15 protein-coding genes and 3 pseudogenes are annotated in these 18,930 nt (G+C 33.9%); 7 read left to right on the top strand and 11 right to left on the bottom strand.

Features of this window, described 5'->3' with window-relative positions:
- Positions 1 to 170 precede the first annotated feature (170 nt).
- Together JFU18_RS16065 and JFU18_RS16060 are read right to left on the bottom strand one after the other, a co-directional pair.
- Positions 171 to 818 carry a response regulator gene (locus JFU18_RS16065; RefSeq protein WP_002016393.1) on the bottom strand — a complete coding sequence of 216 codons (648 nt, stop codon included), beginning with the start codon at positions 816 to 818 and terminating at the stop codon, positions 171 to 173.
- Positions 819 to 838: 20 nt separating this feature from the next.
- On the bottom strand, positions 839 to 2,410 hold the full coding sequence (locus tag JFU18_RS16060; protein WP_201032204.1) for a GAF domain-containing sensor histidine kinase: 1,572 nt from the start codon (positions 2,408 to 2,410) through the stop codon (positions 839 to 841).
- A gap of 134 nt (positions 2,411 to 2,544) precedes the next feature.
- Between JFU18_RS16060 and pdxK the strand changes: the two genes are divergently transcribed.
- Positions 2,545 to 3,369 carry a pyridoxine/pyridoxal/pyridoxamine kinase gene (gene pdxK, locus JFU18_RS16055; RefSeq protein WP_002016397.1) on the top strand — a complete coding sequence of 275 codons (825 nt, stop codon included), beginning with the start codon at positions 2,545 to 2,547 and terminating at the stop codon, positions 3,367 to 3,369.
- A gap of 111 nt (positions 3,370 to 3,480) precedes the next feature.
- Here the strand turns inward: pdxK and JFU18_RS16050 are convergent, their stop codons facing one another.
- From JFU18_RS16050 to JFU18_RS16015, 8 genes and pseudogenes are all read right to left on the bottom strand, one after another.
- Positions 3,481 to 4,536: a diguanylate cyclase gene (locus JFU18_RS16050; protein WP_201034565.1), complete on the bottom strand. Its 1,056-nt coding sequence runs from the start codon at positions 4,534 to 4,536 to the stop codon at positions 3,481 to 3,483.
- Positions 4,537 to 4,682: 146 nt separating this feature from the next.
- Entirely contained in the window at positions 4,683 to 4,886 is a 204-nt protein-coding gene (locus JFU18_RS16045; protein ID WP_002130134.1) for a YbdD/YjiX family protein, read from the bottom strand.
- Positions 4,879 to 6,954 (bottom strand): carbon starvation protein CstA, encoded by a 2,076-nt coding sequence (cstA, locus tag JFU18_RS16040; RefSeq protein ID WP_002089870.1) that lies wholly within the window; start codon positions 6,952 to 6,954, stop codon positions 4,879 to 4,881. Before cstA ends, JFU18_RS16045 begins: the two co-directional genes overlap by 8 nt.
- Positions 6,955 to 7,076: 122 nt before the next feature.
- Positions 7,077 to 7,793 (bottom strand): LytR/AlgR family response regulator transcription factor, encoded by a 717-nt coding sequence (locus JFU18_RS16035; RefSeq protein WP_002089871.1) that lies wholly within the window; start codon positions 7,791 to 7,793, stop codon positions 7,077 to 7,079.
- Positions 7,794 to 8,001: 208 nt separating this feature from the next.
- Entirely contained in the window at positions 8,002 to 9,201 is a 1,200-nt protein-coding gene (locus JFU18_RS16030) for an MFS transporter (protein ID WP_002138953.1), read from the bottom strand.
- A gap of 154 nt (positions 9,202 to 9,355) precedes the next feature.
- Positions 9,356 to 10,096 carry a WecB/TagA/CpsF family glycosyltransferase gene (locus JFU18_RS16025; protein ID WP_002016406.1) on the bottom strand — a complete coding sequence of 247 codons (741 nt, stop codon included), beginning with the start codon at positions 10,094 to 10,096 and terminating at the stop codon, positions 9,356 to 9,358.
- 21 nt (positions 10,097 to 10,117) lie between these two features.
- Positions 10,118 to 11,226, bottom strand: a pseudogene (locus JFU18_RS16020) (glycosyltransferase family 4 protein).
- Positions 11,227 to 11,321: 95 nt separating this feature from the next.
- Entirely contained in the window at positions 11,322 to 12,773 is a 1,452-nt protein-coding gene (locus tag JFU18_RS16015; protein ID WP_201032205.1) for an O-antigen ligase family protein, read from the bottom strand.
- A 495-nt stretch (positions 12,774 to 13,268) separates the two neighbouring features.
- Here JFU18_RS16015 and JFU18_RS16010 point away from each other — a divergent pair, with 495 nt between their 5' ends.
- The 3 genes and pseudogenes from JFU18_RS16010 (at position 13,269) to JFU18_RS30530 (ending at position 15,323) form a co-directional block, all read left to right on the top strand.
- Positions 13,269 to 13,901: a trimeric intracellular cation channel family protein gene (locus JFU18_RS16010; RefSeq protein ID WP_002016412.1), complete on the top strand. Its 633-nt coding sequence runs from the start codon at positions 13,269 to 13,271 to the stop codon at positions 13,899 to 13,901.
- 123 nt (positions 13,902 to 14,024) lie between these two features.
- Positions 14,025 to 14,522 (top strand): annotated as a pseudogene (locus JFU18_RS30535) (protoglobin family protein); the annotation flags it as partial.
- A gap of 99 nt (positions 14,523 to 14,621) precedes the next feature.
- Entirely contained in the window at positions 14,622 to 15,323 is a 702-nt protein-coding gene (locus tag JFU18_RS30530) for a methyl-accepting chemotaxis protein (protein ID WP_374101398.1), read from the top strand.
- 78 nt (positions 15,324 to 15,401) lie between these two features.
- Here the strand turns inward: JFU18_RS30530 and JFU18_RS16000 are convergent.
- Positions 15,402 to 16,716, bottom strand: a pseudogene (locus JFU18_RS16000) (ArnT family glycosyltransferase).
- A gap of 366 nt (positions 16,717 to 17,082) precedes the next feature.
- On the opposite strand from JFU18_RS16000, the gene JFU18_RS15995 reads away from it, so the two are divergent.
- The 3 genes from JFU18_RS15995 (at position 17,083) to JFU18_RS15985 (ending at position 18,893) form a co-directional block, all read left to right on the top strand.
- Positions 17,083 to 17,595, top strand: a complete 513-nt coding sequence (locus JFU18_RS15995; RefSeq protein WP_000412118.1) for an acyl-CoA thioesterase — start codon at positions 17,083 to 17,085, stop codon at positions 17,593 to 17,595.
- 218 nt (positions 17,596 to 17,813) lie between these two features.
- Positions 17,814 to 18,542: a glycosyltransferase family 2 protein gene (locus JFU18_RS15990; RefSeq protein WP_201034567.1), complete on the top strand. Its 729-nt coding sequence runs from the start codon at positions 17,814 to 17,816 to the stop codon at positions 18,540 to 18,542.
- 6 nt (positions 18,543 to 18,548) lie between these two features.
- Entirely contained in the window at positions 18,549 to 18,893 is a 345-nt protein-coding gene (locus JFU18_RS15985) for a DUF2304 domain-containing protein (RefSeq protein WP_002016417.1), read from the top strand.
- The last annotated feature ends 37 nt before the right edge of the window (positions 18,894 to 18,930 follow it).

The raw sequence follows: 18,930 nt of genomic DNA, 5'->3' as shown, positions 1-18,930 counted from the left end.
CTCTTATGTTGTTATATATTACTTACGAAAAAAGGGTACTCCCTTGTAATTGTTGTTGCTTACAAATACATTTTATCTTTATATCAAGACAATTTCGTCCTCACATAGACGTATTTTTCTATAAAAAAAGTCCACCTTCTAAAGGCGAACTAGGTCTTACGACTTTCGTCTTATACAATTCCATTTTTCACCGCATATAATGCTGCTTGTGTGCGATCGGATAAATGTAACTTACTCAAAATACTACTCATATGAGCTTTTACCGTTTTTTCTGTAATAACTAAAACAGAAGCGATTTCTTTATTACTCATGCCTTTCGCCAATAGCTGCAATACTTCATTTTCTCTCGCTGTTAATACATCCACTTGAACGGAAGGTTCTTCTTCTTTCTCTTCCTGTGGTAATGTTTGAGAAAGAAGGGCATTTGCTATATCTGGATGTAATTGAATATTACCTTTATACGCGCTTCGAATAGCTTCAACAAGCTGATCTGGTTCGATATCTTTTAAAATATAACCGCTCGCCCCAGCTTTTAGTGCCGGCAATACATGAGCTTGATCAGAAAAACTAGTCAATACAATTACTTTCACGTTTGGATATTCTTTTTTAATACAAGCTGTTGCCTCAATTCCATCCATCTCAGGCATATATAAATCCATTAATACGACATCCGGACTCGTTTCGCCTACTTTCACTAGCGCCTCTTTCCCATTGTTTGCTTCACCAACTAATTCAAAATCTTCCTGTGTGCTTAGAAAAAATGCTAATCCTTTTAAAACAACTGTATGATCATCAACTAACAATACTTTTATTTTCACAAACTTCCCTCATTTTCACATCATAATGGTACATTTACTTTTATACTCGTTCGTTTCTTACTACTTACAATTTTAATTGTTCCACCAACTAATTCTACTCTTTCACGCATCGTAGTCATACCGAGTGATTTCTTCTCTTTTATATCCTTTTCTACAAACCCATTTCCTTGATCGGCTATTTCTAATGATACATTTTTCTCCGTCACTTTGAAATAAATCGTCGCTTCTCTTACATTCGCATGCTTACTTACGTTATTTAAAGCTTCTTGTCCAATTCGCCATAGCGCTTCTTCTACTACACGCGGCAAATCACGTACACCTGTAACTTGTTCCCGAATTTTCAATCCTAAACTTTCACCATATTGCTTTAAAGCTGGTAATAACCCTTTCTCTAATCCAGCCGGACGGAGCTGCCAAATTAATGTCCTCATTTCCTTTAAGGCACCTTGTGCTAATTCACGCATCTCATACAAAGACTGATCTACCTTTTCATTTTGACCCTTTAAGACAGCTTCAGCGCCTTTCGTCATAAATGTTAATGAAAACAACTTTTGTGAAACAGAATCATGTAAATCTCTAGCTAAACGATTACGCTCTTCCATTCGTACAAGTTCGCGGCGTTTTTCATTTAATCTTAAGTTCTCTATCATTAATGAAATATGATTTGCTAACGCTTGTACTACATCTATCGTATTTATATCAAATTCTCCATTATTAGAACTTACACTTAATACTCCAAATATATGATCTTGAATATGTATCGGAATAGCGATAACTGTCCTATTGGGATGCTCTATATTACCAACCTGACGCTTCGACAAGACAGACTCTTCTTTTTCCAACGCTTCCTGTGCTGTTGCCCTCAAATCATCTTGTAGTTCACCTTTCTTATAAGAAGCTCTCACAGCTAGTTCATTTTCTTCTCTACTAAAGAATACAACTTGCTCCCATAGAAATAAGCTCCCTATTTGCATTACAATCTCTTCTGGTAATGCATTAAATTTATGAATTGTCCTTAAAGCTTGAATAAAGCGTTCTAACTTTACATAATAATGAGCTCTTCTCTTTTCATTTTCATACAGTTTCGTACGCTTTAATGCCGTTCCAATTTGAAAGGCAACTGATTGTAATAGTACTAATTCTTCTTCCGAAAAATGCGTTTTACCTGGGCTAGCTACATTTAACACGCCAAATTCATCTTCTCCCGCTTTTAGCGGTACTGTCGCATGATGTACAATCCCTTCTGTATCTCCCCAGTTGTATTCAATCGCATTATTAATTCTCTTACATTCAATAATATTAACTGCTCGCTCTAGTTTTCCTTCCACAAAGCGGTGTAAGCACCAGCAATTCCCCTCACACATCGGTCGTTTATTTTCGAATTTCAATCCCTCTGGTAATTGGTAATCAATTAACTTTGTATATCTACCATTTTCATCCGCAAGGAAAATCCATCCTGTCGTTAAACCAGTTACATTCAACAGCTTTTCCAGCACAGCTTGAAGTACGTGATATGTATCATTTGAGGTATTCAACGTTTCTGCAATCTCTTTTAATATAACTAATTCATTTGTACGATTCTCTTGAAACATAATTCGTCTCCTACATACAAGATTTTAAATAGTACTTAACATAAATCATCTACTTTTCACTTTGTACTTATTCGTAACATTGATATAATGGTGAAAACATAGTTTTCATTATATCACTTGAGGGGGCTTTCATAATGACATTGAATAAGGCACTTACTATCGCTGGTTCTGACACAAGTGGCGGTGCTGGTATACAAGCAGATTTAAAAACATTCCAAGAACTTGGTGTATACGGAATGACATCTCTTACGACAATCGTAACGATGGATCCACATAACGGTTGGGCACATAACGTATTCCCAATCCCAGCTTCTACATTAAAACCACAATTAGAAACGACAATTGAAGGCGTTGGTGTAGATGCTTTAAAAACGGGTATGCTTGGATCAGTAGAAATTATCGAAATGGTTGCGGAAACAATTGAAAAGCACAATTTCGAAAATGTAGTAGTTGATCCTGTTATGGTATGTAAAGGAGCGGATGAAGCGTTACATCCTGAAACAAATGACTGCTTACGTGACGTTCTTGTTCCAAAGGCATTAGTCGTAACGCCTAACTTATTTGAAGCATATCAATTAAGTGGTGTGAAAATTAATTCTCTTGAGGACATGAAAGAAGCTGCAAAAAAAATCCATGCTTTAGGCGCTAAATACGTACTGATTAAAGGTGGTAGCAAACTAGGCACAGAAACTGCTATTGATGTGTTATATGACGGCGAAACATTCGATCTTCTAGAATCAGAAAAGATTGATACGACAAATACACACGGTGCAGGTTGTACATATTCTGCTGCAATTACAGCAGAACTTGCAAAAGGAAAAACGGTGAAAGAAGCAGTAAAAACTGCGAAAGAATTCATCACAGCTGCAATTCGTCATTCATTTAAGATTAACGAATATGTAGGACCAACACATCACGGTGCATACCGCAAATTCGTTGCACCGAAAGAACTTGTCTAACATAACGCTTTTTATTAATAAATTTAAAAATAGATTAAAACCCACAGAACATTTATTGTTCTGTGGGTTTTAATTACTTTACAGAAATCTTTTAAAGTACTCCCCGAATTCCTATGATGCTGAACTAACCTTGTTTCTACCATTTCTTTTTGAATAATATAACGCATCATCCGCTGATTGAATAAATTGCTCAGGTGATTTTTTATATTCTGAAAGCCCAACAGAAACTGTAATTTTAATTTTTCCCCCATTTTGCAGTTGAAATGAATGCTTTTCAACTGCTAGTCGAATTTGTTCCCCTATACGAGTTCCAAATGCTACTCTCTTTTTTGGTAACAACAGAGCAAACTCTTCGCCACCCTTTCGAAAGACTAAATTTGGGAATGGTGCATTCTCTAACAAAATACGCCCTAGTTGTTTTAACACTTCATCTCCAGCAGGATGACCGTACGTATCATTTACATACTTAAAGTGATCAATATCGATAAGTAATAAACAAAGTGAATCATTTTTCATATGCTTACTATCAATATGACGATTCATCTCAAAATCAAACTGTCTTACATTTCCTAGATTCGTTAATGCATCTATCGTTGTATAATGCTTCATCGTTTGAAATAATTCATTGGATTGCAATATGTAACTTGCACTTATAAATGTGATATATGCCGCTACAATACAACAAATTAAATATAATACCACTACATATATATCCTTAAATAAAATATAAAGTGGTAGTATTAAAATAGACAAACTGTACACATTAAACCATATCCATTTTGTAAATATAGAAATCTTCATCCGCCAAATGAGAGTAATGCCAATCCCTATTGCCACGATAGTATAGCAAGCCAATTCAGAGGCTAAAGAATACTCAGTAAAAAATACCCGCGTTATTAAAATAATCATAACAGTTATACTACTAGCTATTGGGCCACCAATTATAATTGCCAAAACAACAGCTAAATAACGTAAATCCAACATAATATCTTCAATATGCACACCAAAATGCATCAACAATATACTCAATATTCCAGTTAAAATACCGACCAAACATTTCTGCCAAAAAGAGAATCCTTCTTTTAATGGCTTATCTCTTAAAAGCTGAGCACCCACAAAGATAAAGGACAGAATAATTGTCATATTTACAAATAGATCTCTGAACATAAAATAATCTCCCTACTTTTTCTTTTCCATCTATCCCTTTCTATATGTTATTGTATTACGAAATCCCTATAATTCCCAAACTTTTTATTTTATTGTTCCACGTGGAACAGCAAAATAAAAAAGGAGACGAAATTTCGTCTCCTTTTTTAACAACATCGTGATATCTTTCCGCCTTTTGCATTAAATCTAGCTTCTTGTGCCTCAGCAAAAAATTGCTTTTGACATAGAATTTTCTCTTCTGGATGATTTATTTTCATGTGATTTACATATGTTTCATAACTTGGAACTCCGACAAGTAAACTAATAAATTGCTTTCTCTTTCCCCATACGTTCCGTAAATTTTTAAGCATAGTTCCTCGACTCACTTTCATCTTTTGGAATATATGGTGCCTCTTTTAATGGCATTGGCTTATTTCTTAATACTTGAATCCAAATTCGAAGTGCAGAAATTAATACAGCAATTACAACTATCATAAAAATTCCACAAAGTGCCGCATCAATATAGTCATTAAAAATAATTTGTTTCATTTGCGCAACATTTTTAGCTGGAGCTAATACCTTACCATCATCTAATGCTCCCTGAAATACTTTCGCATGTGATAGAAATCCTATTTTAGGATTTTCATGAAATAACTTTTGATAACCAGCTGTCATCGTTACAATAAGTAATCCTATAGTCGGAATAAGCGTTACCCAAACGTATGCCTTTTTCCCCATTTTGAATAAAATTGTCGTTCCAAGTAATAGTGCAATCCCCGCTAACATTTGATTTGCAATACCGAAAAGTGGCCATAGCGTATTAATTCCACCGAGAGGGTCAACCACCCCTTGATATAAGAAGTACCCCCAGCCTAATACGCATAACGTTGTAGCAACCACATTCGCTATTGTGGAATCTGTTTTCGCAAACGGCTTGTACACATGCCCTAAAATATCTTGAATCATAAATCGTCCTACACGTGTTCCAGCATCAATCGTTGTTAAAATAAATAGTGCTTCAAAAAGAATGGCAAAATGGTACCAAAATGCCATCATCGCCGTTCCACCTATTACTTGTGAAAATATATGTGCCATACCAATTGCTAATGTTGGTGCGCCACCTGTACGTGATAAAATGGTCTGTTCTCCGACGTTAACAGCAAGTTCTTTTAATTCATTCGGTGTAATAGCAAATCCCCACGAAGAAATAACTTGAGCCGCTTGTGATACATCTGTTCCGATCAGTGCTGCTGGACTATTAATTGCAAAATAAGTTCCTGGTGTTAATACACAAGCTGCAATCATAGCCATCGCTGCTACAAATGATTCCATTAACATTGCCCCATAACCAATTGGCTGTGCATGACCTTCTTGCTCAATCATTTTCGGCGTCGTACCTGATGAAACGAGAGCGTGGAATCCAGAGACAGCACCGCAAGCTATTGTAATAAATAAGAACGGAAATAAATTCCCGGAGAAAACAGGGCCTGTTCCATCAATAAACTTAGATACTGCCGGCATCTTCAAATCTGGAGCTACAATTAAAATACCAATTGCTAATCCAAGTATCGTTCCTATTTTTAAAAATGTACTTAAATAATCACGTGGTGCAAGGAGCATCCAAACTGGTAATGCCGATGCAATGAATCCATATACGATAAGCATAATAGCAATTGTTTCACCACTAAAAGTAAACATACTTGCAAGTGTTGGATTTTCTGCTACATACTGTCCACCAATAAGCGATAGGACTAGTAGAACAATACCGATTACTGATCCTTCCCCTACTCGCCCTGGTCTAATGTAACGCATGTAAACTCCCATTAAAATAGCAATTGGAATTGTTGCTGCGATTGTAAACATTCCCCATGGGCTTCCAACAAGTGCCTTCACAACTACTAAAGCTAATACTGCTAATAAAATGATCATAATACCTAAAATACCAATCATCGCAATTAATCCTGTAACAGGACCAATTTCATCTTTAATCATTTCTCCTAATGATTTACCATTACGTCTCATTGAAGCAAATAAAATTACAAAATCTTGTACAGCTCCGGCAATAACTACCCCAACAATAATCCAAATAGTCCCAGGTAAATACCCCATCTGCGCCGCCAAAATTGGTCCTACTAAAGGACCTGCCCCTGCAATCGCAGCGAAGTGATGTCCGAATAAAACCCATTTATTTGTTGGAACATAATCCTTCCCATCATTTAACGTATGAGCAGGCGTTTGCCTATTATTATCTAGGCCAAAAACTTTCCTTGCTATAAATCTACTATAAAAGCGATAAGCAATCGCATACACTGATACAGCAGCAACTAATAGCCATACAGCATTAATTGTCTCACCTTGTGATAAAGCTATTACACCAAAAGCAGATGCTCCTACTGCTGCAATAACTCCCCAAAGTAAAATTGATTTCAATGTTTTCACGTACAATCCCCCCATTACTACTTCTTAGAGGAGATTGTACTAAATTTTCTGAATATTTAATTTGAATCCTCCTTATCATGAAGGATTTCTAGGCTATTATGTTAAAATTCTCTCATTACTTGTCATAGCTCAATTTTATTTCGAAGCCGTTTTACATAATTACGGCTTACTGGAATCGGTTGCTCATCGTACCTGTCTAAATGCAAATTATACGTGCCATTATAATAAGGTTTAAGTTCTTGTACATATGACATATTAATTAAATAGCTTTTATGTACACGTAAAAAATCATATGCATTTAGTTTATTTTCTAATTCCTGGAGTGTGTATGTTGAAATATACTGATTATTCGTTGTATAAATTGAAACGGTTTTGTTTTCCTTATTTTTACTAATATATACAATATCCTCCGGGAGAATATATCTAATCCCCTCATGGCCTTCTATCGGCAGTTTACGCAGATGACTCTTTGCTTTCTCACCTTGTTCTTTTCCCATTTTATATAAAATGAATTGTAAATCTTCTTCACGAAATGGTCGTAATAAATAATAAAACGCTTGGAAACGAAAAGCTGTAATTGCCTCTTCTATATCCTCACCAATAAAAATAAATTTCGTATAACAATTCACTTCTCGTAGCAAACTCGAATATTCAAAACCAGTACCATCCATTAATTGCGAATTTAAAAAAACAAAATCAGGTGTATGTTTTTTCATTATTAGCAAAGATTCTGTTCCAGTTTTCGCTTCAAAACATTCTACATTTCGAATGTTTTCAGTAAAGTTCTCAACTAATTTTCTTCGCTCTTCTGTTTCTTCCATGATAAGTAAGATTTTCATTTATCCAGCCACCTAATTCCTTTGTCCATATGTCTTGTTGTATACATTCGCTTTAGTAAGAAACATTCCCTTTTTCTTACTATACCATTATTTATCTAAAAAAACAGAAAAAAGGAAACCACTTTGGTTCCCCTTTTCTTTTATCCCGATTGGTGCGGGCTAATAATCAGTGGTTGATGGACAAAACACCACTGATTAAGGTTTCTCTTTATACTAATTCCCTCTGTTTCGTTTCTTGACCAAGTATAACTACAGCAAGTGCCCCAATTAAAATTGATCCACAGAAAATCGTAAATATTAGCGATAGTGAAGCTTGTGAAGCAACTAAATACCCTACTAATAGTGGTCCAAGAATACCACCAATACGCCCAAATGCAGCTGCCATTCCTGCACCTGTACCGCGAATAGTTGTTGGATACTGTTCCGGTGTATAAGCGTATAATGCACCCCAAGCACCTAAATTAAAGAAGGATAGTAACATACCCGCCACTATTAATGCTGTTAATGAATCCGCAATTCCGAACACATAAGCACTACATGCTGTACCAATTAAATACGTAACCAATACAAATTTACGACCAAGACGTTCAATAAACCATGCAGCTGTGAAATATCCTGGAAGTTGAGCTAAAGTCATAATGAGTACGTACTGAAAACTTTTTATTAAACTAAAGCCTTTCAGTACCATTACACTAGGTAACCAAAGGAACATTCCATAATAGGAAAAGACCACACAAAACCATAGAATCCATAACATAATTGTTGCTTTACGATATTCTCCAGACCAAACCGATTTTATATTTTCAATAACAGATGGCCTTTTTGCAACCTTTTGGAACCTTGGAGAATCGGGTAAATTCCATCTTAAATATAAAGCATATAACGCTGGAACTGCACTTATTACCATAGCAACTTCCCAACCGTATTTAGGAATAACAAAATATGAGATAAGAGCTGCAATTAACCAACCACCGGCCCAAAAGCTTTCTAATAGTACAACTATTTTTCCACGTTCGTGCGCTTCAACACTTTCTGATACAAGAGTAGATGCAACTGGAAGTTCCCCGCCAAGTCCCATACCAATTAAAAAGCGTAAAACGAGGAACATCGCGAATGTCGTCGTTAAAGCAGTTAAACCACTACCGATAGAAAATAGTAATAATGTAATAATAAAGACTGATTTCCGTCCTATTTTATCTGATAGTATCCCAAAAAGGAGCGCTCCTACTGCCATACCAATTGAATTAACGCTACCTATCCAACCCATTTCTTGAGTACTTAATCCCCAATCTTTTTGGAGTGCTACGATTACAAATGAAAGCATTCCAACATCCATTGCATCAAATAGCCAGCCAAGCCCTGCTATACCAAGTAGCTTTCGCTTCGAAATTTCTTTTACCTTGCTCACAAGAAGTCCTCCTTACACAGCTGTCTTTACACATCATTTTACATGTGTATATTTCATAAGTAAAATACTTTCTTATAAAAAATTCTCCTTCATCATTCCCAAAAAGTAAAATGTTTATCAAAAATAAACAAATAAAAAAAGTAGCGATGTTCCGCTACTTTTTTGAACGCATTACTTCTTTTAAAAATTCAGCTAATACTAACTGACGACGCCAACGTGTTGGATTACTACATAATCTGTAAAACCACTCTAAATGAATAGATTGAATCCATTTTGGCGCACGCTTTACCTCTCCAGCCCACACATCTAAACTACCGCCTACTCCAACAGCCATTTTCGTTTCTAAACGATGCTTATTGTTTTGGATAAAGTTTTCTTGTCTTGGAAAGCCAAGTGCTACAAGTAATAGATCTGGTTTTGCCTCTTGAATACGTGAAACAATATTCTCTTCTTCTTCTTGTTTAAAATATCCATCTTGTATCCCCACGATAGATGCAGCCGAATATGTCTTCGTTAAATGATCAGCCGCGGCTTGTACAACATGTGGTTTTGCACCTAATAAGAAAACAGATACTGGTTTATTCTCTTCTGATAACTTCGCAAATAAATTACACATTAAATCAAAACCTGCTACACGTTCTTTTACAGGTGTACCAAGCATACCACTTGCTTTTACAACCCCAATACCATCAGGTGTAATTAAATCGGTATTTAGTAATGTTTTATGGAACTCTTCATCCTTTTTTGCACACATAACAATTTCAGGATTTGCTGTTACTACCTGAAAAGTATGAGTTTGCTCCAATTCTAGTTGTTCCTTTAAATATTGGACCGTTTCATCCATTGTCATTGTAGAGAAAGGAACACCTAGAATATCAACCGTTTGTACTGCCATATTTAACTATCCTCTCTATCATTAAAGGTTTTTCGCTATTAATTGCTTATATGTTTCTTTCGTATCTTCATATAATTTTTGAAGTGAGAAGTTCATAGTAGCATGCTCATAAATATGCTTGCCCATTACTGATAACTCTCCAGTTTTCCACTTATCATACGCCTCTTCTAATGCCGATGCCAATGCTTTTCCATCACCAGTTGGTACAATCCACCCATAAGTTTCATCTGCAATTAACGGTTCGATTTCTCCAGCTCTAGTCACAATTGATGGTACACGTTGATTTGCCGCTTCTAATAAAACTAATGGAAATCCTTCGCTATGGGAAGTTAACAAATTGACATGTGATGAAGCAAATAATTGTTTCACATCTTGACGATGCCCTAAAAATTCAACTTTATCATTAATCCCTTTTTCAGTAGCTAACGCCTTTAGTTCTCTTTCTAACGGCCCGTCACCAACTAATAACACTTTAATTTTCTCCAATTTTGTTTGTTGTAACGCATCGAATAAAACTTCATGTCCTTTAACAGGATGCAAACGCGCTACTTGGATTGCCGTAAATACATCTTCATCAATATTAAACATTTCCTTTTTATTATAGCCATCTGCTTTTTCCTGATCATATTCAATCCCGTTATAGATAACATGCATCTTTTCATTTGAAATACCTAATGCGGCTAAGCTTTTTTCAACCTATTCGTTACAACAAAAAATAAATCTATATTTTTTAAAGCTTTCAAATTTAATTTAGTAAAAATCCAGCCTTTTAAGCCTTGTTTAGTAAAGTCTTGAAATGGATCACTATGAATTGTCGTAACCCATTTTGCCGCGAATTTTTTCTTCATTAGAGAAACAAAGAAATTCGCCCTAGGACCGTGTGTATGAACTACATCAAATTTTTCTTTATTAATGAATTCACTTATGTTCTTTAAAATGGATAAATCATAGCGAGATTTTTGTGAAAACACATGAACTTTTATTCCTAGCTCTCTTGCTTCTTTCGCAACAATTCCATCTTCAAATACTGCTAATTCTACTTCACCATCCGGAAACTGATCGAGCAGTGAAATAATATGTGTTTTTCCTCCACCATCTTCTGCCCCTGCATTCATATGCAATATCCTCATATTTTTTCCTCCTTTAAATCCTCGCTACATTTCCATCTATCTTTATTTTACTGTACTAAAAAATAAAAGCTAACAAAAGTTAGCTTTTATTTTTATCATTCAATTTCTAAATCTACAATTAGACAAGCTAACACCACTACAAAGTAAATCCCTACTCCTGGTGCTGTCAAAATATGTCCTGCAATATATGCAATACCTAATGCTAATACTAAGCTTGCTGTAATCATTCCATATTTCACATTAAATATTTCCTTAAATCTTGTAACAAATGCTAGTAGGATTCTTACGCCGTAATAAATAAATGGAATCATCATTAACGCAAAACCAATAATTCCGAAATCATAAAACCAATCATGGAAGTCCATTTCGATTAGCTTCGGATCTGGCTCTTTTTGTTCATTATACTTAAAGTTACCTGCGTAACCCATTCCAAATAATTTTTGTGACATTGGCGCTTCTTTAAAGAACTGCTTATGTCGCTCTTCATATACTTGACGTCCACTGAAAATAAGATTTTCTTGATTTTCTTTCTTTTGCTCTTTCTCAAGCTCTTTCTTAACTTCAGCTTCTACCTTCGCCTTTTCTTCTGGTTTCTCAACTTTATGTTGTTTTTCTTCTTTTTTAATTTTCTCTTTAATTTCTTTTTCTTTTTGACCTTGCTGCGCTACATTTTGTTCTGATAAATAATTGTTATGAATACCCATATTTTGTGCTAATGGCGTCATTTTAAACGTTCCAACAACACCAGCCAATAGGAAAATAGCAATTAATCCATTAAGTACAAGCGACATTTTGTTTGGATTTCTTCTATCAAATAATAATTGTAGTACGATAATCCCGATTGCTGCTGCTAACGTAGCACCAATTGAGCCCATCCCTACTTTCGTACCAACTTGAATTAACGAGTAAATCATTAAAAGCGATGGAATCCAATATAAAACGTGTTTCACGCTCTTTGTTTTTTGAATAGAATATAGTACCACAATAGGGAAAATAATAGCTAAGATTGACCCTAGTTCATTACCTGCATAGAACCACCCTCGGGAACCAACTTTCATCCATTGATAACTACCAAAGTCTGTAGATGTCGAAATAGAAATAACCATAATAGCGTTAATGATTAATGTTGAATACACAATACTATTTCTGACTTTGTCACTAATATTTACTTTCTTTTTCAATGATTTTAAAGCTAAAATGTATGATCCTAGCATGATATATATATATAATGCCTTCGCAACAAACTTAACTTCTTCACCAAGTACAATAGGATTCTTAACTAGTTTATTATTAATAAACCCTATCCCTAAAACTACTGCTAATAGTATTAAGTAAATTAAAAACTTCCTATTTTCCTTCTCTTTTGCCTGAATTAAAATGTAAATACCACCAACAGCCATAATAAGAAATCTTACCAAAATTCCAACAGTGGCATTTGACTTTAATAAAACGATACTAAGAGACGTTAATAAATCTAAAACAGGCTGTAAAATAATAAAAAAGAGCAAAAAATGCTCAAATCTAACCCTAGCTTGATTTGCTAACATTCCAAGACCTCCATACAAAATCTTCACATTATCTTTTAATCATAGTTTTCTACTGTTTAAACACACCTAGCAATTATAACATAACTCATATTTAAATTGAGAACTATTTTTCATGCCGAAACTAGTCAAGTCCAGCATTATTAGTAACCGAAAACATTGTCCTTTAGCTATCCTTCCCTATCCCTATAAAAACTATCTAACACATACGCACTTATTTTCGACCGTACAGAAATATTTTTTTATCATTTTATACAAATGTACAAAACGGACTTATCTTATTGTACCATCCCTCCAACTAAGCTACATCAAAAAACTATACTATTAATCTTTCCACACTTTTTCGCTTTACTTTATTGCTACTTATCAAGCATTTTCAAACGCTTTCTTTAGCTATTTCATCCATTTTTCTACATGTAGCGAAAAGTAATTGTTATTTCCAAAACTTTAGTGTATATTTTTTCTCTGGAACATCTTTAAGAGGAAGGAATTAAAGCCATGTTATTAATCGATATATTTACGTTTCTTGGCATTATCGCCGCTGCCATTTCTGGTACATTAGTTGGTTTAAAAAAAGATCTAGATTTATTTGGTGTCCTTTGTTTAGCTGTAGCTACTGCGCTCGGCGGCGGTATTATTCGTGATATTATGATTGGTAACCTGCCTCCTGTCGCATTTGTAAAACCCATTTACTTTTTCGTAAGTGTACTATCAGCATTATTCACATGTATGTTTTTTGAGCGCATTAATAAACTTCAAGTTGTTATTATGCTTTCTGATGCTGTTGGTTTAGGGGTATTTACAGCTATTGGTGCAAATGCAGCAATGTCACATCACGTTGACGCCTCGTTTTTAGTCGTTTCAATGGGAGTTATTACAGGTATTGGGGGCGGTATTTTACGTGACATTTGCGCTCAAGATATCCCGTATGTATTCCGAAAAGAGATATATGCAATTGCTTCTATTCTAGGAGCAGTTAGTTTCTTAATTACACATGCAATGGGGGCACACATATTAGCTTTCTATGTCTGTTTATTAATAACATTCGTTATTCGTGTAGTCACCGTAATATATAATGTACATTTCCCAGTTTTCTTTAAAACACATGCAAAAATTAATAAAGGCCATTAAGAGAATTCTACATAGAATTCTCTTAATTTATATACAATTCCATCTACTATAGAGTAATTGTATATAAAAATATATAATTACATTAGAATAAAAAATGAAAACGTTTTATAAACAGGGGGAAGAATGATGCTTGGGGTTTTTAAAAAAAATAAAACAAACACCAGTATAATTGAATTAAGCAAAGGTCAACAAATCATATTTAACGTGCCTGCTAATTCTGAACTAAAAACTCAAATGGATATGCTACATATTTCAAAGGAAGATTTACAAATTGTTAAAGTATTACAGCCATTTATTTATGAGGAAATAGATTGGATAACAGAAAAATTCTACACCAACATCACAAAACAACCTAATTTAATTGCTGTTATTGAACGCTACAGCTCTATTCCCAAATTAAAACAAACTTTAAAGACACATATTAAAGAATTGTTCAGCGGGAATATGAATGAAGATTTTATTGAACAACGTGTTAGAATTGCAAAAAGGCACGTACAAATTGGTTTACATAGAAAATGGTATACCGCTGCTTATCAAGAATTATTCCGCTCCGTCATAAAGATTTTGCAAACGAAAATTTCAACGATAGACGATTTTTCTTATTCTATAAACGTAATAAATAAATTATTCACATTAGAACAAGAACTTGTTATTTCAGCTTATGAATCCGAATATGAAAGAATCCAAAAAGAACATGAAAAAGAAAAAGAACTGACAACTATGACGATTACACATATTGCAACAGAACTAGCGACAGTATCTGAAAAAACAAGCTCTTCTATTCAACAGTTAACATCTAAATCAGAAAGTATCGTAGGAATTGCAAAAACAGGTACATCATTAGCTACGACATCAGAAGAAAAGGCCAATAAAGGAAAAGAACAATTAAATCTGCAAAACAAACGAATGGAAAGCATCCAAACGAATATGGAAACTATCATTACTGATACTCATGAACTTCTTGATATTTCTAACAAAATTAACGAAATCATTGATATTGTAAAATCAATCGCCGAGCAAACAAATTTACTAGCATTAAATGCTGCTATTGAATCTGCACGTGCTGGCGAATTTGGTAAAGGTTTTTCAGTCGTAGCGGGAGAAATCCGAAAGTTATCAGAGCAAACGAAAGAATCAATTTCCAACGTTACAAAACTCGTTGAAAAAACTAATGAACAAATTATACACGTCTCTTCTTCCGTGGAACAAATAAGCTCTCTCGTATCTGAAGGGACAGATAGTATGCATGCGACAGATCAATATTTCCAAGAAATCGTAAAAGATATGTCTAACTCTAAAGAACAAAATAAAAAAATTGAAAATGAATTAGAGACTATCTCACAAGTAATGAAGAGTATTCAAGACGATTCCTCAACAATGGCCTTAACAGCGGATAATTTACAACTAGAACTAAACCGATAAGACGAATCGATACAAAGTGGAGATTCTTCATCTCCGCTTTGCATTCATCTACAAAAAAAGAATCCAAAATGGATTCTTTTATTTTCTGAAAAATATTTTTTGGCAATAAAAATAACTCATATAAACACCAAAGCTTTGTAAAATAAACAAAGCTGGCATAATAATATTATAATATGCCATATCTACTCGGAAGAGCCTTAACGACACGTATCCGGTAATTAATAATACAAACAACATATATCCTTCATTTTGCTGTTTCTTAATTAGAAAATGTAATAAAGCTATGGCCATAAATAATGTCACCACTATATATATAAGCTTTTCACATTTAAAAATAATAGAATTTATTCCCTCGTCTGAAAGTCTGGTTAATAACTGGTTTTAACAGTTTAAATCTTTCTACTTCCATTTCTTTTAACTCTTGATCAATGTGCTCTTTTACACTTTTATTTTTGGATGTTTTTTCTTCATTTTGACTTTTTCCAATTAAAACAGATTGAAAATAAGTCTGATTAGAAATCGTATACTGTGACATTCCCATCATCTTGATACCATAGTTCACACCAAAATGAGTACTATAAAACAGAATAAGTATTCCCATCATTTTTAATAGTAATTTTTGTTTCGCCCCTGATTGAAATAATTCAATTAACAGCACATATACAACTATAAAAATAGGTAAAAATAACCCCATTGGGAAAATCATATTGCTAAGCGCAAATAAAATGGATGAAATTACCCACATATAAGGATGGTCTAATCCCTTATATAAAAATATGTAACAAGCACAATAAAATAAAAATATTGCGAGTGATTCCGCCGTTAATACAGAACTCATAAATATATTTGGAATATATAAAGCGTAAAACATTGATGCAATACGACCACACTCTTCTCCAAAGACCATTGACGCAATGCGATAAATGAAAAATGCAGTTCCTGTACAAAATAAAATATTAAATAATTGTAAAGCGAATACCGTATCACCAAATATACGAATGATGATCGATTCATAAATAATAAAAGGTAACTGTGCTATATTTTCTATATTATTGCCAACTGCAATCTGCTTTGCAGACTCATACATAGCTTTCATATCACCTATCATTGGAACATCTACAAATAGAACTGTGATAAGTCTTACAACTGTAGATATGCTCATAAGAAAAACAAGAAATTGTTTATCTGTAAAACGATATTGCAAAATTGATGCTACTAACAAAATAAGAATAACAAAAATCACTAATACAATTGTTATACTTGTTGTACTTCCCCCAAAAAATTGCTTACTTGTTTCAAAAGCCGACCAACAACTATAGACAAAAAATGCGAGCATCGCACCAATCATTATTTTACTGAAGAAAGACGAAAAATTTGTTCTTATATGATTCATATGTCCATTGCACCTCTATTTCCATTCATAACAAAACGATTCTATCATGAATAAGCACAAGGTTAATAGGGAATTTCTATGACAAATACATAGTCATTACTTTTTCACTTGCAATGTAAGCGAATCCTCTTTTACACTACATTTTATATATGATAAATTTTCTTTCAGTTACATGAATACAAATACAGAAATTTCAATAAAGTGAAACTTTAATCCACGGGGGTTTTTTTCATCCCCCACTGACTATTAGCCCGCAAATAGTGGGATAATCCTCTTTTGGAACACTTTACTTCATTAAATATCTAATATGGGTACTCCACTTACACATGTCACTCTGATTGAAAACAGAAAATAGGGGATGAATATATGGAAAAGAAATTCATGCGAGAATCAAAAGCAATTAAAACAACACGTGTTTTTCCTAACGATTTAAATAATCACCAAACACTTTTCGGGGGGAAATTATTAGCAGAAATTGATAGTATAGCTTCAATTGCAGCTGCGAGACACAGCCGCAAACATTGCGTAACAGCATCTATCGATTCCGTTGATTTTTTAACTCCAATTCACCAAGCAGATTCTGTTTGTTATGAAGCATTCGTATGTTATACAGGAAAATCTTCAATGGAAGTTTTCGTAAAAGTAATTGCAGAGGATCTACTAGCAGGCGAGCGTAGGATGGCCGCAACATGTTTCATTACATTTGTCGCATTAAAAGACGGAAAACCTTCATCTGTACCACAAGTAATTCCTGAAACAGAGGAAGAACATTGGCTACATACAACTGGTTCAGAGCGTGCAGAAAATAGAAAAAAAGGGCGTTTGAAAAGTAAAGAAATGGCTGAAGTGTTAACTTTAAGTAAGCCTTGGAATATGTAACATTAGGATTTTAGCTTATACATGCACAGGTGTTTTCTTCCTTGCATGTATTTTTTATTATAATAAAGTGTTACACCTTAGCGTTTTTATTCGATGCCTGTTTCCTAAAATCACCCATCAGCTTTTCCTTTATTTTATTATGCTATTAATGGTATATTAAATAATGTTCGTTTAAAAATAACCATAATATGATTAAGTATATAAGGGATGGTGCGGTAATGTCTATTGAGGTACCAATTTCAATACCAAAAGCGTTAATTATTATTCCAGCGTATAACGAGGAAGAAGCAATTGCAGATACATTAACAAGATTATTAGAACTAAAACAGCATTTTACAGCATTAAGCATTTGCGTTATTAATGATGGATCAAAAGATAAAACAGCTCAAATCGTAAAAGATTTCCCTGTTCATCTCGTTAATTTACCATACAATCTAGGTATCGGTTCAGCTGTACAAACTGGATATAAATACGCTTATGAGAACGGATATGATATTGCGATTCAGTTCGATGCTGATGGACAACATAATCCTGATGATTTATACAAAATCATACAGCCTATTGCCGAGGATCAATGCGATATGGTGCTGGGTTCACGTTTTACAGAAAAAACAGCATATAAAGGTAGTATTTCCCGAAGAATCGGTATTTTTTATTTTACCGCTCTATTGAAAGTACTAACGAAACAAACATTTATGGATCCAACTTCTGGGTATCGTGCTATCAATCGAGAAGTAATTAAGATTTTTGCACACAATTATCCAAAAGATTATCCGGAGCCAGAAGTCCTTATTCATTTAAAAAAGAAAAAACTTCGCATTAATGAAATATCTGTAAATATGCAAGAGCGACAAGGTGGACAATCTTCCATCACTCCCCTTAAATCTGCATATTACATGGTGAAGGTAAGTCTTGCTATATTGATGCAAAAAATCGTGAAAGGTTGATAATAAATGCATATAATTACCTTTTCATTTATCTTTATTTTATTACTATTCTTCTTAATTATTAATTCCATTCGTCGTGGGACTTTAGAAACAAAATATGCTATTTTATGGATTTTCGTTTGTGTTGCAATGGCTATTTTAAGTTCTACGGATAAAATTATAAACTGGATTGGAAAACTATTAAAAGTAGAATATCCTCCGTCCATTTTATTCTTATTCGGACTATTATTCTGTTTTATCCTAATTTTTGACCTGACGAGAAAAATCTCCAAATTACACCATCAACTTGTAACATTAACGCAAGATTATGCATTATTAAAACAAAAATTAAAGATAACAGATAAAGAATAACTTCCTAACTAAATACTAATATATAAAAGCTCCTGAA

It is taken from the genome of Bacillus sp. TH22, assembly GCF_016651015.1.
Classification (GTDB): Bacteria; Bacillota; Bacilli; order Bacillales; family Bacillaceae_G; genus Bacillus_A; species Bacillus_A mycoides.
The sequence above is the reverse complement of the archived record's forward strand: the minus strand, read 5'-3'. Positions and strand labels throughout refer to the sequence as shown.

Coding starts and splice junctions, on each gene's coding strand:
- JFU18_RS16025 (WP_002016406.1), bottom strand. CDS start 10,096: ATGGCAGTACAAACGGTTGATATTCTAGGTGTTCCTTTCTCTACAATG.
- JFU18_RS16015 (WP_201032205.1), bottom strand. CDS start 12,773: ATGTTAGCAAATCAAGCTAGGGTTAGATTTGAGCATTTTTTGCTCTTT.
- JFU18_RS15990 (WP_201034567.1), top strand. CDS start 17,814: ATGTCTATTGAGGTACCAATTTCAATACCAAAAGCGTTAATTATTATT.
- JFU18_RS30530 (WP_374101398.1), top strand. CDS start 14,622: ATGACGATTACACATATTGCAACAGAACTAGCGACAGTATCTGAAAAA.
- JFU18_RS15985 (WP_002016417.1), top strand. CDS start 18,549: ATGCATATAATTACCTTTTCATTTATCTTTATTTTATTACTATTCTTC.
- JFU18_RS16010 (WP_002016412.1), top strand. CDS start 13,269: ATGTTATTAATCGATATATTTACGTTTCTTGGCATTATCGCCGCTGCC.
- pdxK (WP_002016397.1), top strand. CDS start 2,545: ATGACATTGAATAAGGCACTTACTATCGCTGGTTCTGACACAAGTGGC.
- JFU18_RS16060 (WP_201032204.1), bottom strand. CDS start 2,410: ATGTTTCAAGAGAATCGTACAAATGAATTAGTTATATTAAAAGAGATT.
- JFU18_RS16050 (WP_201034565.1), bottom strand. CDS start 4,536: ATGTTCAGAGATCTATTTGTAAATATGACAATTATTCTGTCCTTTATC.
- JFU18_RS15995 (WP_000412118.1), top strand. CDS start 17,083: ATGGAAAAGAAATTCATGCGAGAATCAAAAGCAATTAAAACAACACGT.
- JFU18_RS16035 (WP_002089871.1), bottom strand. CDS start 7,793: ATGAAAATCTTACTTATCATGGAAGAAACAGAAGAGCGAAGAAAATTA.
- JFU18_RS16045 (WP_002130134.1), bottom strand. CDS start 4,886: ATGCTTAAAAATTTACGGAACGTATGGGGAAAGAGAAAGCAATTTATT.